Raw genomic sequence first — 13,055 nt, 5'->3', positions numbered from 1 at the left:
GCCTTATTACCAATTGTTGTGTTTCCGCGTATTCTGGTAAATGGACCGACCTCAGCATTACTTTTAATTAAGCAGTCTTTTAAATGCGAAAATGGCAGTATTTTCGCACCAGACTCTATTTTCACTCCAGGACCAAAAAAAACGTATGGGTAAATCACTGAATCTCTGGTAATTTGCGTATCAAGAGAAAAGAAAACAGTTTCTGGCGCAACAAGCGTTACTCCGGAGTCGGTAAAAACTTTTCTTTTATTTTCTTGAAAGTAAAATTCAGCTTTTATAAGGTCATTTCTGTTATTTATTCCAGTTGCTTCTTCTCCACCGGTAATAACGTAACCGACGTTCAAACCATGTTCCACCGCAATGGAGACTATATCGGTTAAGTAATACTCATGAGTTGAGCTATTGCACTCTATTTTCTCCACCAATTCACGTAAATTCTTTGCATATGCAACCATTATTCCAGCATTGGCAAGGAACTCTTCATCAACATTTTTGTCATTTTGTGCCTCTAAGATTTCTACTAAAGAACCATCCTTGATGATTAACCTACCGTATTCTTTATTGCTTGTTTTGAAACCAAGACAAACTAGAGCCTTGCCTTCTAAGCAACCAACCATTTTAGTTATTGTGCTGCTTTTTATGAGCGGAGTATCTCCATACTGCACAACAACTATGCTTAAATCTGGCAATTCTTTCAGGTTTCTCATCGCAGTTTTGACTGCATCTCCCGTACCGAGTGTTGATTCTTGTGTAATTAACTGTATATCCTCAAAGCACTTTAGTCTTTCAATTAAAGGCAGATCAACTACAACAGCAATATTTTCAGGATTTAACTGTTTTGCATTGTAAATGACATGCTGGAGCATGGAAAAATTGCCTATTTTGTGCAGAACCTTAGGCAAATCTGAATTCATCCGCCTGCCATGCCCGGCAGCAAGTATGATAAAAGTATGAGCTTTATTTATCACTTATCTTAAAGATGAAAAATGAAAACCATAATGATCAAGCCAACTGATTTTGTTATCGTAAAAGCTTCTTAGGTCACTGATTTGATATTTTAGCATCGCAAGCCTTTCTATACCAATGCCAAACGCAAAACTGTTGTATTTAGTATGGTCTATTCCAACATTTTGAAAGACATTTGGATGCACCATACCACATCCAAGCACTTCTATCCATTTACTATCTTTATAACTTATGTCCACTTCCGCAGAGGGTTCAGTAAAAGGAAAAAAACTATTACGAAAACGTATCTTCAGCCCTTTATCTCCAAAAAACTTATTAAGGAAGTGATGAATAGTAAATTTTAACTGGCCCATATTGACGTTTTCATCGACATATAACCCTTCTATCTGGTGAAACATAGGAGTATGAGTTGCATCAAAGTCGTTTCTGTATACTCTACCTGCGGCTACTATTTTAATTGGGAATTTTTTTGTTTTTTCCATGGTTCTAATCTGTACAGATGAGGTATGAGTGCGCAGCACCATTCTTTTATCATCTATTTTATTCTTTAAGTAGAAGGTATCTTGCTCCTCTCGCGCAGGATGGTGACTTGGAGTATTCAGTGCATCAAATACATGAAATTCATCTTCAATGTCAGGGCCATCAACTGCTTTAAAACCCATATGTGCAAAAATAAGCTTTACTTCATTTATAACTTTACTGAGTGGATGGATCTTGCCGATTTTTTCTGGTCTAACAGGCAACGTAATATCAACTGCCTCGTTCTGCAATTTAAAGTTAACTTCTTCTGTTTTTAGCACATTTTCCCTATTCATGATAAGATGATCTATCTTATCACGTAAAGCGTTAATAACTGCGCCTAAATCACGCTTTTTTTCTGCATTTTCTATCTTTTTTAAGTTATCAAAATACGCTCTAACTACACCCTTTTTTCCCAAATATAATAGCCTAACTTTTTCTAAATCTTGCAAAGAAGAAGCATTCTCAATTTCGGAAACTGCTTTATCTTCAAGTGAAAGTATGTCATCTAATAACTCTTTATTCATCTTAAAAACGCTGGCTTAAACTTTCATTATAGTGAAATTTTAAATATCATCAACAATCCGAAAAATTGCCCTATTCTGATTATTAATTTATTGACTGATTAATCTTTTTTATTTACCTTTGCGTTGATGAATTTGCTGTATCAACTATGCACAACAGTAACACTGAAACTAAGAATAAGTATAAAATAGAGGATTTATCTAAGCTCTTTAAGGAAAAATCAAAAAACATAAGTAAAGCATTTTCTAGCGAAACAATTAAGATCAGTACTATTCGCTCGAGAAGTATTGAAAGCAATATACAAAAATTTTCATTTGAGCTAACAGCAACAGATAAAGACACCTTTAATATAAGATTATTTAGAATAAACCCTTTAATTGATTTTTTCAAAATCTGCCTTCCTCAGGAAAAAAATTTTACAGTCAACATGAAAGTGCCGAAAGAAAGCAGTGAATTATATAATAACCACTGTAAAACTAACAGTTATAAAACTGTAGAAGAATTCATAAATAATGCTCCATCTCAAATTCTCTTACAAGGAGTAACAATAACACTACAAACAGATGCTAAAGACATTAACCTGGATAATTTGCACCAAATCGAGTTATTTCTAAATGAAAAGCTACAACATGCAGAAAAAACTGAAAATCAAGACAAAAAAGAACAGAGTGAGACTAACCAAAAAAACGCACAAAATAGACAAATCGTACCAGTTACAGGCCTGTTTGGCTATAATTTAACAAGTAGTAAAAAGCAAGTGATGCGGGTTCCAATAGTTGTTGCTGCAATGCGTGACAATTTTTTTTGGTTTGGATCTTTTTTTCGGCTACCCAATTTTTTTAATACAATACAATTCTTCTTTCAACAGCCACCAAAACTGTCCATACGAAACCAGAGGGCTTTGACTTACCACCCAACACTTCAAGAGGCAAAACAGGACAAGGTAACACAAAAAGATGGAATCGATGAAAGAAGAATAGAAGACGTCACAACGCTTATTTCTGATTTCGGTCAAACTACTTCGCACACAGAGTATTTTAAAGCTAATAGAAAAAAATCGAAAAAGCAAGCTCAAGAACTACCAGAAGAAGAAAAACAACCTACCATAAAACAAGCACGAAATGATGCTAGAGTAGCTATGATAGATAACCAGATTGAGCGCAGGGGAAAAAAACTCGATGAAATATTTATTGAAGTGATAAATGGATACAAAGATCAAGATCCAGAAACATTTCGCAATGTTTTTAACTCAATATTCAATATTATTTATTTTCAAGATAAACAATTACATGAAATATTAGAGTCAGGTGAGATATTAGAAGTATTAGAAATACCACAACTAGCTGGCAAGTCTTCTTTTCCAAAAGAGTATCTACAAAAGCAAGTATATAAAAAAAAAGAGCAATTGCTCAAATTAGTTTCAGGTGTTTACATACAACAACCTCCTACGCAACATAAAAATACTCCTCATAAATCTACAAACCCTTTACCAATTAAAGATCCTTCACCAGCAACAAATGAAGCCACACCTACTAACATTACACTCAAATCACCGTTAAAAACTGTATTTTCCTCAAAAAAGGCTTATTTTTGTCTATTTATAATAGTAGCATCTGCATCAACACTTTGCTTATGGCATTTTCCATTAGGAAAAGTGTCAATGTTAAAAGGATTAGTGCCACCAGAAAAAAGGGAAAGTATTGGGTTAGCATTGAACATAGGGTTGCCAATATTAATCGCGCTGTGTATTTTGAATTTAGCTCGCTTTATATATTCTGAATATTCTATAGAATCTATTAAGCAAGTAAGTGAAAACGATCCCCTTTCTCGCACCTATAGCTAGTGCAGACTCAGTTTTCCTGCGTCATACCGCGATTCATTCGCGGTATCTCTAGATCCCGCTAACACGTAGCGGGATGACGAATTTGTCGTTTTTTAAATTGTCGGTAAACCAGAATTACTTTAACTATAACAAAATAGAAATAAGTTGTTGTAAAAAATTTTTCATGGTAAAATTATTTATTTTCACCATATGTTTAAAGGAATTATCACGGATATCGGGACTATAACTGATACTACCACTCACTCCAACTCTGATCAAATTTTCCATATCAAGACACAAAATTTATCCTCTATAAATAAAGGAGATTCAATAGCTTGCTCTGGTGTGTGTTTAACTGTTGTTGATATAATGAGCGATACATTTACAGTCCAAGCATCTCAAGAAACTATGAAGGTTGCTAACTTAAATACGTGGAGAATAGGAAAAAAAATAAATCTCGAACAAGCAATGAGATTAAGCGATAAGATCGATGGCCACCTGGTTCAGGGTCATGTTGATGGGATAGTAAAAATTTTAACAATTAATCAAAGTTTAGATTCTCATGAAATCAAACTATCGTGCCCACAAGAATTAATTAAATTTGTTGCAAAAAAAAGCTCCGTTACACTAGATGGGGTTTCCCTCACAGTGAATTCAGTTATTAATCAGGAATTTACAGTAAATATCACTCCCTATACATGGGAAAATACAACTTTTCAGTACAACAAAGTAGATGATTATCTGAATTTAGAAATTGACATGATCGCTAGGTATTTAGATCAACTGATGCAGCATAAATACAATTAATTTTACAACCTCGTTATTTATAACTATTATATCTTGAAAACCATACAGATATAAAATATGCTTTTCGATAGTCTAATTATCTTCATTGTTGTTCTATGTGTAATAATCTCGGTAACTAGAGGCTTCATAAAAGAGCTATGCGCACTAATGTTTCTATTTTTATCAGTTTTTCTGACAGCTAATCACTATGATTTTTTCACTCTAAATTATAGTAAATATTTTGATTCTAAAGTTACGTTAAACATACTCTCTACAATTTCTGTATTTATTATACTTAATCTTATATTGATGATAATAAATAACTGGCTAATGTACATATTATCGCCCATAAGATTGGGGTTTATTGATAGAGTTACTGGAATCTTTCTCGGAGTGCTTAAAGGAATATTGCTCTCTTATGTATTATTTTTTGCTGTGCACTTATATTGCTACACAGTATATGACAAAAAAGAGGGAGAGTATAAAATAGAAGCAGAAGACATATTGCCTAATTGGATAATAAATTCACACTCTTATCAGGCTTTATTTGTGACAGCAGAAGAAGTAATTGACATGTATGTACCAGAGTCGTTGATACTAAAAATAAAAGAGATCGGTGGAGAAATGGTTGATCAAGAAAAACCTAAAAACAATAAAAAAGAAGAGTAAATATTTATTTATAAATATGTTCATTGGAAGTATTCAAAAATCCATATGTGTCAGGTTAAGAGCACAGAATTTTTTACTGGAAATCTTAATTTTGTTTTAGCAATAAATCAACTTAAGGTCATAATATCTTGACATTTATTTAATGTTGCTATATAATAGCTATGTACATTTTGTGTACTATAGCAATAAAATTACCTTGTAATAGGTGTATTGGACCCGAGGGCAGTACTCGGCGCCTCCACCATGTTTTTTAATTATACGGGGGCGATTAAGGATCGACATGCATAGTAAAGATGGTAGCTTTGCTCGGTTAGACACCACCGCTAAGAGTTCATAATTTAAATGCAAACGATAATTTTGCTGCTGAAGGATATCGTGTTGCTGCTTAATTTAGCACAACCGGTTTATTACTAAAGCACGGTTTAGGGAACGCCGGGTAACAGAAGTTCCCCCAAAATTTACGTATGTGAAAGTTATATGGAGCAAACAGATTACAAAAAACTGCTTAATTCTGCTAAGTTTCAAGTTATCAAAAAGACTTTAGATGTTATATCAGGTAATGGTTTTATCCCTCACTTAGAAATATTATTTTTCACATATTTTAATGGTGTGACCATGCCAGATCGTTTGAAAAAGTCATACCCTACTCAAATGCTTATTATATTACAGCATCAATTCTATGATTTAAAAGTTTCTGAGGATAAATTTAGCGTCAGTTTGAGTTTTCAAGGAAAACAAGAGCGAATTACTATACCGTTTTTTGCTATTAGTGAGTTTCGTGATAAAATTTCAGGAGATGTTTTAATATTTGACAAAATCAGTATCGACTCTGATAAAGAATACAAAAGTGAAAAATGTACTGAAAAACTATCAAACGGTAGTATTATATCCATAGATCAACTGCGTGATGAGTAACTGCTCATCTTTATAAACAAAAAATATTAATAGAAAAAAGTGGTCTAACTTAAGTAATAGAATAGAGGGTAGATAAATATGCTAAATCTTTAATTATTTATTAACGCAGGTGGCAAAATTTTTCTTACATATCATCAACTTCCTTTATTGAAAAATTCAGAAAAATGTTGTATAATTATTAGTAGACTTTGGTAAAACATATGACAGATTCAGGAATTAGTATAACTTTTGACCCAAAAACTTCACATAACCTTACTAAGTTAGCTGAAATCACCAAGGAATCCGTTCAAGAACTAGCAAAAAGGTTAGTCATCGAAGGAATCGAGTGCGAAGTAGAAGATATTGCGTTATATAAAACTATTAAGGAATGTGAGGATGTAGACTGGAACACAGTACTATCTGAAAGGGAGAGGACATAAACTGAAATACGATATTGTCTACTCAAAAAACTTTACTGAAAGAGATTTTCTAAATCTTCCAAAAACAATAAGATCAAGGATTACAAAAGCGATAAACGAGCGGCTTACAACTGATCCAATTAAATTTGGTAAACCATTACGTGGCAGGCTAAAAGGGTATAGAAGAATAAGGGTTAGTGATTATCGAATTATTTATACTGTAAATATTGCAAAACATAAGGTGTTTGTTGCTACAGCAGGACATAGAGACACCATTTATGAGAAGGCTACTTGATAAACATTAAATATATTTTTATACAGCCCTCCTTCCTTTCTTTATTGAAAAATTAAAAAAAATGTTGTATAATTATTAGTGGATTTTGGTAAAACATATGGCAAATTCAGGCATTAACATAGCTCTTAGCGAAGAAACTTTAAAGCATCTTGCTGAATTATCTGAATTTACTAAACAGCCCGTTCAAGAATTAGCAGGAAAACTATTTAGAGAAGCAGTTGAGCTTGAAATGGAGGATTTTTTAGTATCTAAAATTTCTGATGAGCGTGATGTTGAAGGTGCAGAAACAGTTGATTTTGAAGATATTAAGTGGGATTAGAGCGTTACAAGGTTAAGTCTCTAAAGAGTGTTGTTGAAAAAGATTTACCAAACCTTCCAAAGACAATAAGGCTAAGAGTTCAAAAGGCTATAAAAGAACGTCTTACAGTTACCCAATAAATTTTGGTGAACCACTACATCATAACTTAAAAGGACGTAGAAGGCTAAGAGTTGGTGACTATTGTGTAATTTACAGAGTAAATCAATTAGATCATATAGTAACTATCACAGAGATAGGACATAGAGATGATATTTATAAGAAATAAATATCAACATTAATATATATTATACACCCCTCCTTCCTTGTCCATTCTCTACTTTAGGTGGCTTTGCGCAGCTCAAAAAATGAAGTTTTTTTGGTTCAGCAAAAACAACATTTTGAGTTTGAAAAGGCTAAATACTTGTCTTTTATATAACTTTCGTGTAATAGATATGTATGCATCCAATCATATATCTACTCAATACGTTACTTGATCTTTATAGCTTCATTCTAATATGTTGGGTTGTCCTAAACTGGCTGGTTAAACTTAATATGGTGAACATATATAATGAAACTGTCAGTAGCATAATGCACATCTTGAACCAATTGACATATCCACCACTAAAGATTATTAGAAGATATATACCACCGTTCAACGGATTAGATTTATCTATAATGATATTGCTAATAACAATTCACTTTGTAAAATATACAGTAGCTTACTACTTTAGGTAGATGTTAAAAAAATATCTAAAATCAGCAATATATCTATCCCTTTTAATATATATATATATATCAGTTTTTAGCTATAACTATAAAGATCCTTCCTTAAACACGGCTACAAATGAGGAAGTGACAAATTTAGGTGGAATAGTAGGTTCATATTTAGCTGATATATTGGTTCAATTTCTCGGATTAACTAGTGTTACAATAGCTACAACCATAGTTTACTTGTTGATCTTCAGGCCATTAAAAAGGCTGCTGAAAATTCTCTATTTAATATTAATCAATTTAGGGGTATGTGCTATATTACCACAACTTTCGCTAGGCGTCACTGCAAGGTACAGACACAGTGGAATAATAGGGAATGTACTCGTTAATCACTGTCCGTTTTATGTATTTGTGATAGTAACATCAATAGGTCTTGTAGGATTGGTTGGTTGGAAGAGAACAACTTACTCTATATTTTTCCTATTCAAAAAAATAGCTTGCTTATTTGTAAATGTTCTATTCTTCAGATCGCGTAAAACTGCTGAATATTCAGTTGCACCATTAGTAGTAGAAGAAAAACATAGAACTCAAATCACCACTAAACAGCAACCAAGAAAAAGACAGGAAAAAGCCACTGAGGAGATTTTTAAACCTTCCAGTGAGTTCGAATTTCCAAGCATTCATTTACTTTCCAAAGCAGAGGAGTCTTTGCAGAGAAAACAGCTGAATGAAATGGAGAGCAATAAAAATTTATCTCTGCTGGAACAAGTCCTGAGTGATTTTGGCGTGCAAGGAAAAATTATCAGTGTATGCTATGGGCCGGTTGTGACTTTATACAAACTTGAACCACAAGCTGGTACGAAATCTGCAAGAGTAATTGGCCTTGCAGATGACATTGCACGTTCGATGAGTGCACTCTCTGCACGTATTTCAATAATTCGTGGGCAAAATGCTATGGGAATAGAGTTGCCGAACAAGGAACGGGAAATTGTAATGCTGCGTGATTTGCTTGAATCACCAGAATACCAAAATGCAAACTTAAATCTTCCAATTGCGCTTGGCAAAGAAATAAGTGGAAAACCAGTTATTGCAGATCTAACTAAAATGCCTCACTTGCTCGTTGCTGGAACCACAGGGTCTGGTAAATCAGTTGCGATTAACACTATGATTCTGTCGCTCGTTTATCGATTAAGTCCTGATGAATGCAAGATGATAATGATCGACCCAAAAATGCTTGAGCTTTCAATATATGATGCAATACCACATCTAATAACGCCAGTGGTAACAGAGCCAAAAAAGGCTGTAATTGCTCTTAAGTGGATAGTGAAAGAAATGGAAAACCGCTATCGCATGATGTCGTATTTGAATGTACGCAATGTTATAAACTATAATCAAAAAATCACAGAAGCGATGAATAGTGGAATAGAATTGGAGCGCGTTGTGCAGATTGGCTTTAACTCAACAACAGGCAAACCTCTGTTTGAAAAAATACCAATCAAGATGGAAACATTTCCGTATATTGTAGTGATCGTGGATGAAATGGCAGATTTGATGCTTGTTGCCGGCAAAGAAATAGAGTGCTCTATTCAACGCTTAGCTCAGATGGCTCGTGCTGCAGGAATACACATCATAATGGCAACACAACGCCCATCTGTGGATGTGATAACAGGTGTGATAAAAGCAAACTTTCCAACAAGAATCAGTTTTGCTGTTACTTCTAAGATAGATAGCCGCACAATACTTGGCGAACAAGGGGCTGAACAATTGCTTGGTATGGGTGATATGCTCTATATGGCTTCTGGTGGTAAGATTATTCGAATTCACGGCCCATTTGTGAGCGATGATGAGGTACAAGATATAGTTGATCATCTGAAAATGCAAGGTGAGCCAAACTACATGGAGGAAATCACCAAAGAAGATGAAAATTCTTCTACGGAATTGGGTGATGAAACAGAGGATGAAGAAAATGACCTCTATAACCAAGCAGTGGCCATCATTCAAAGAGATCAAAAAGTTTCAACCAGTTACATTCAAAGGCAGCTTAGAATAGGCTATAACAGAGCAGCAAACATCGTTGAAAGAATGGAAAAGGAAGGTATTGTCAGCGCTCCAAATTACTCAGGGAAAAGAGAGATATTGGTTGAATAACAATCTTGTAATACCTTAATTTAAGTTTTCGCACTTTCAAAAAGCAAGTCAAACAAAATTATTAAAAGGTCAATACATAATGACAGTTAATTTAATAATAATTTAAACATTGGGAATGTAAAATTATAATATATTAATTAACTAGGGGGTTAAAATGGTAAAAGGAATTTTGTGCAATTGGTTAGGTGTAACAGAATTGCAAGAAAGTCAAAAAATCGATGCTGAGCAGTTTGAAAAAGTTTTTGGTGCATTAAAAGAATGGCAAGAAGCTCAAAAGATAGATGCTAAACAGTTTGAAGAGGTATTTAGTGCATTAAAAGAATGGCAAGAAGCTCAAAAGATAGATGCTGAGCAGTTTGAAAAAGTTTTTAGTGCATTAGAAGACAAGATTGGTACTGAGCAGTTTCAAGCTATGCAAGAGCACTTAAACGGCCTGCAAGAAAAAGTGGAAACACTTGCAGAGGCAGTAGCAGATCAAGAAAAAACACTACTAATTTGTACCATAGCCACTGCTGTTGCCGTAATAGCGATAACTAGTTTTGTTGCATTCTGTATCTATCAGGGAGTTAAGTGTGAAAGGGAGAAAGAAAAGAACTTGTCTAAAGATACACCAGACGCAAAACTTAATAATGTAGATGCTACCGATGGTACTAAAAAACTACGGAATGACTTAAAAGTTGACAAACATATAGCTGCATAACACTTTTCTTGAAAAGGTGTTACGCAACTTGTAACACCTTCCTCTTCTCTTAGCCTATGTAGATTTTTTGATAGTAAACATATCACTTTTTAGAAAAATATTTGTATTGTAAAGTTAGTAAAGATTCTGGTTTACTTAAAGTTTGTTAATTGCTATCTTTTAAAACACGATATTTACTATAGCACCATATGCTTAGGATTTTTTCTAAAGTTTTGTTTATATTAATGTTTTTGGTTTCTAGCTTTTTTACTGTGCATAGTGCTGGAGCTAAATCTAAGCTCAGTAAGAGATACATACCTCCTGGTAACCCTGGTGGTGCAAACTTTCATACAGATGAGGATTTTGCTGAGTCATATAAACTGTATGAGAAGCGTAGGGAATTGCTCAAGAAAAAAAAGTCACAAGATCGGGCTATAAATAAAGAAGATCTAATCAAAAAATTAAAAGAGAAAAAAATTGCTAGTCTTGATAATGAGCCAAATGACATGGAAGCGTGCATAGTCGACGATGAAGAGAGCGCTATGATAAATCAGCATGGTATTAATATCGCACGTTTAAAGGGTGCTGTATTTATAGATCAAGAGCCAGTTTCTCAGTATGAAAGTAAGCAGCATGAAAGTGAACAACAAGAAGGGAAGAAAGTTACTTCAACACGAGAAAAGAAAGTTTCTCCTATAAATATCACTATAAAAGAAACTCCTTCAAGAAGAACGTGCTCACATGATTCTATTGCTAATTTGGATAACGTAGATGCTTATAGTTTGAATGGTTCAAGTTCATTTGGCAGCGTAGCTGACACAGTAAAATAGTATCACAATTAATAATATGCTAGATACAGACCTGATATTGAATGACGATGCATGTGAATTATCGCCAATTTCCAGGCACAAAACTCATGTTGTAGAAGTTGGAAAAGTAAAGATAGGCGGAAATAATCCTGTAGTTGTACAATCTATGGCGCTTGGTGTGCATATAGATTCTGATAATATAAAAAGTAGCGCAAAACATTATGCAAAAGAAATAACGGAATTAGCGCGTGCAGGTTCAGAGTTAGTACGGATTGCTTTGAATTCAGAGGAAGTAGCAAGGGCAATACCTTATATAGTAGAAGAGATAAATAAAGAAGGCTTTGACGGTAAAATATTGGTAGGCTGTGGTCAGTATGAGCTAGATAAATTAGTTCAAGATTATCCAGACAACATCAAAATGCTGGGTAAAATTAGGATAAACCCAGGCAATGTAGGCTTTGGCGACAAACGTGATGAGAAGTTTGAAAGGGTGATAGAGTATGCAATAATGCACGATCTTCCGGTTAGAATTGGGGTAAATTGGGGTAGTCTTGATAAATACCTTTTGCAAAAATTGATGGATGAAAACTCTTCGCTTAGTAATTCAAGGCCTTCTGACGTTATACTGCGCAAAGCACTTGTAATGTCTGCTCTTGATAGTGCAAAAAAAGCTGAAGAAATTGGTCTAAGTTCAAACAAAATAATCATTTCATGTAAAGTTAGCAAAGTGCAAGATTTAATTTTAGTTTATACGGCACTTGCAAAATCTTCCAATTATGCGCTGCATTTGGGTTTAACTGAGGCTGGTATGGGCAATAAAGGTGTGGTAAATACCGCAGCAGGGCTTACTTATTTATTGCAAAATGGCATTGGAGATACAATACGGGCTTCTTTGACTCAACGTCCTGGTGAATCGCGTACTAATGAAGTGGTGGTGTGTCAGGAAATATTGCAGTCTATAGGCTTGCGATACTTTAACCCTCAGGTTAATTCATGTCCTGGTTGTGGGCGCACGAGTAGCGATCGTTTTCGTATATTAACTGAAGAGGTGAATGGCTATATAAAAACTCATATGCCGATGTGGAAGAAAAAAAATCCAGGTGTAGAGCATATGAGCATTGCTGTTATGGGATGCATAGTAAACGGCCCTGGAGAAAGCAAACACGCAAATTTGGGAATCAGCTTGCCTGGATATGGAGAAAAACCTGTTTCAGCAGTCTACAAAGACGGCAAATATTTCAAAACTTTACAAGGTAATAATGTCTCTGAAGAATTTAAGGCAATTATTGATAATTATGTGAAGGAGCATTACACGTAACCTTTCACGGTTAATTAATAGATAAATCGCAAATAAAAAAGAAAATTAAACCTTGTTTTTCTTTTTTCGTTGGGAATGTTCAAAAAAGTGTGTCAAACCGAAAAAAAAGTAATAAATTGATATAAAAAAAATGGAGGTTTGACTGACCTTACCCAGAAAAAGTGGAGAGAAAGTTTGGAATGTTTTTCACAAAGAGA

At 34.2% G+C, this 13,055-nt stretch carries 15 protein-coding genes and 1 other RNA gene; 14 read left to right on the top strand and 2 right to left on the bottom strand.

The annotated features are described in order from the left end of the window. On the bottom strand, positions 1-968 hold a 968-nt coding region (locus BA053_RS02640; RefSeq protein WP_065106719.1), incomplete at its 3' end, for an NTP transferase domain-containing protein. After that, positions 969-2,012, bottom strand: coding sequence for a phenylalanine--tRNA ligase subunit alpha (gene pheS, locus BA053_RS02635; protein ID WP_065094685.1), 1,044 nt, complete (start codon positions 2,010-2,012; stop codon positions 969-971). A gap of 146 nt (positions 2,013-2,158) precedes the next feature. Between pheS and BA053_RS02630 the strand changes: the two genes are divergently transcribed. From BA053_RS02630 to ispG, 14 genes are all read left to right on the top strand, one after another. After that, a complete protein-coding gene (locus BA053_RS02630; protein ID WP_065094684.1) occupies positions 2,159-3,853 on the top strand; it encodes a hypothetical protein in 1,695 nt (564 codons plus the stop codon). A 189-nt stretch (positions 3,854-4,042) separates the two neighbouring features. After that, complete coding sequence (locus tag BA053_RS02625; protein WP_065094683.1) at positions 4,043-4,639, top strand: riboflavin synthase; 597 nt, start codon at positions 4,043-4,045, stop codon at positions 4,637-4,639. 57 nt (positions 4,640-4,696) lie between these two features. Then, positions 4,697-5,287: a CvpA family protein gene (locus BA053_RS02620; RefSeq protein WP_065094682.1), complete on the top strand. Its 591-nt coding sequence runs from the start codon at positions 4,697-4,699 to the stop codon at positions 5,285-5,287. A gap of 124 nt (positions 5,288-5,411) precedes the next feature. Next, positions 5,412-5,741, top strand: a transfer-messenger RNA (tmRNA) gene (gene ssrA, locus BA053_RS02615). 23 nt (positions 5,742-5,764) lie between these two features. Beyond that, positions 5,765-6,202, top strand: coding sequence for a ClpXP protease specificity-enhancing factor SspB (locus tag BA053_RS02610; RefSeq protein ID WP_006279412.1), 438 nt, complete (start codon positions 5,765-5,767; stop codon positions 6,200-6,202). Positions 6,203-6,402: 200 nt separating this feature from the next. After that, positions 6,403-6,621 (top strand): hypothetical protein, encoded by a 219-nt coding sequence (locus tag BA053_RS02605; RefSeq protein ID WP_006279413.1) that lies wholly within the window; start codon positions 6,403-6,405, stop codon positions 6,619-6,621. After that, the gene (locus tag BA053_RS06675; protein ID WP_306700832.1) at positions 6,602-6,895 is read left to right on the top strand and encodes a type II toxin-antitoxin system RelE family toxin; all 294 of its coding nucleotides are present in this window, start codon (positions 6,602-6,604) and stop codon (positions 6,893-6,895) included. The genes BA053_RS02605 and BA053_RS06675 overlap by 20 nt, the downstream gene beginning before the upstream one ends. Before the next feature lie 97 nt (positions 6,896-6,992). Next, entirely contained in the window at positions 6,993-7,214 is a 222-nt protein-coding gene (locus tag BA053_RS02600; RefSeq protein WP_006279415.1) for a hypothetical protein, read from the top strand. 115 nt (positions 7,215-7,329) lie between these two features. Beyond that, a complete protein-coding gene (locus tag BA053_RS08545; protein ID WP_342665728.1) occupies positions 7,330-7,479 on the top strand; it encodes a type II toxin-antitoxin system RelE family toxin in 150 nt (49 codons plus the stop codon). A gap of 170 nt (positions 7,480-7,649) precedes the next feature. Further along, positions 7,650-7,928 (top strand): YggT family protein, encoded by a 279-nt coding sequence (locus tag BA053_RS06670; RefSeq protein WP_006279515.1) that lies wholly within the window; start codon positions 7,650-7,652, stop codon positions 7,926-7,928. After that, positions 7,929-10,052, top strand: a complete 2,124-nt coding sequence (locus BA053_RS02590) for an FtsK/SpoIIIE family DNA translocase (protein ID WP_065094681.1) — start codon at positions 7,929-7,931, stop codon at positions 10,050-10,052. It abuts the gene before it with no gap. A gap of 154 nt (positions 10,053-10,206) precedes the next feature. Then, positions 10,207-10,752: a hypothetical protein gene (locus BA053_RS02585; RefSeq protein ID WP_065094680.1), complete on the top strand. Its 546-nt coding sequence runs from the start codon at positions 10,207-10,209 to the stop codon at positions 10,750-10,752. 188 nt (positions 10,753-10,940) lie between these two features. Continuing rightward, positions 10,941-11,561, top strand: coding sequence for a TRP75-related protein (locus BA053_RS02580; protein ID WP_065094679.1), 621 nt, complete (start codon positions 10,941-10,943; stop codon positions 11,559-11,561). A 16-nt stretch (positions 11,562-11,577) separates the two neighbouring features. Next, on the top strand, positions 11,578-12,858 hold the full coding sequence (gene ispG / locus BA053_RS02575) for a flavodoxin-dependent (E)-4-hydroxy-3-methylbut-2-enyl-diphosphate synthase (RefSeq protein ID WP_065094678.1): 1,281 nt from the start codon (positions 11,578-11,580) through the stop codon (positions 12,856-12,858). Positions 12,859-13,055 lie beyond the last annotated feature (197 nt).

Source organism: Wolbachia endosymbiont of Nomada ferruginata (assembly GCF_001675785.1).
GTDB classification, from domain to species: domain Bacteria; phylum Pseudomonadota; class Alphaproteobacteria; order Rickettsiales; family Anaplasmataceae; genus Wolbachia; species Wolbachia pipientis.
This window is presented reverse-complemented; position numbering and strand designations above follow the sequence as displayed.

Excerpts from the sequence above, each read along its gene's own strand:
- pheS (WP_065094685.1), bottom strand. The coding sequence starts at position 2,012 with ATGAATAAAGAGTTATTAGATGACATACTTTCACTTGAAGATAAAGCA.
- BA053_RS02630 (WP_065094684.1), top strand. The coding sequence starts at position 2,159 with ATGCACAACAGTAACACTGAAACTAAGAATAAGTATAAAATAGAGGAT.
- BA053_RS02625 (WP_065094683.1), top strand. The coding sequence starts at position 4,043 with ATGTTTAAAGGAATTATCACGGATATCGGGACTATAACTGATACTACC.
- BA053_RS02620 (WP_065094682.1), top strand. The coding sequence starts at position 4,697 with ATGCTTTTCGATAGTCTAATTATCTTCATTGTTGTTCTATGTGTAATA.
- BA053_RS02610 (WP_006279412.1), top strand. The coding sequence starts at position 5,765 with ATGGAGCAAACAGATTACAAAAAACTGCTTAATTCTGCTAAGTTTCAA.
- BA053_RS02605 (WP_006279413.1), top strand. The coding sequence starts at position 6,403 with ATGACAGATTCAGGAATTAGTATAACTTTTGACCCAAAAACTTCACAT.
- BA053_RS02600 (WP_006279415.1), top strand. The coding sequence starts at position 6,993 with ATGGCAAATTCAGGCATTAACATAGCTCTTAGCGAAGAAACTTTAAAG.
- BA053_RS06670 (WP_006279515.1), top strand. The coding sequence starts at position 7,650 with ATGCATCCAATCATATATCTACTCAATACGTTACTTGATCTTTATAGC.
- BA053_RS02590 (WP_065094681.1), top strand. The coding sequence starts at position 7,929 with ATGTTAAAAAAATATCTAAAATCAGCAATATATCTATCCCTTTTAATA.
- BA053_RS02585 (WP_065094680.1), top strand. The coding sequence starts at position 10,207 with ATGGTAAAAGGAATTTTGTGCAATTGGTTAGGTGTAACAGAATTGCAA.
- BA053_RS02580 (WP_065094679.1), top strand. The coding sequence starts at position 10,941 with ATGCTTAGGATTTTTTCTAAAGTTTTGTTTATATTAATGTTTTTGGTT.
- ispG (WP_065094678.1), top strand. The coding sequence starts at position 11,578 with ATGCTAGATACAGACCTGATATTGAATGACGATGCATGTGAATTATCG.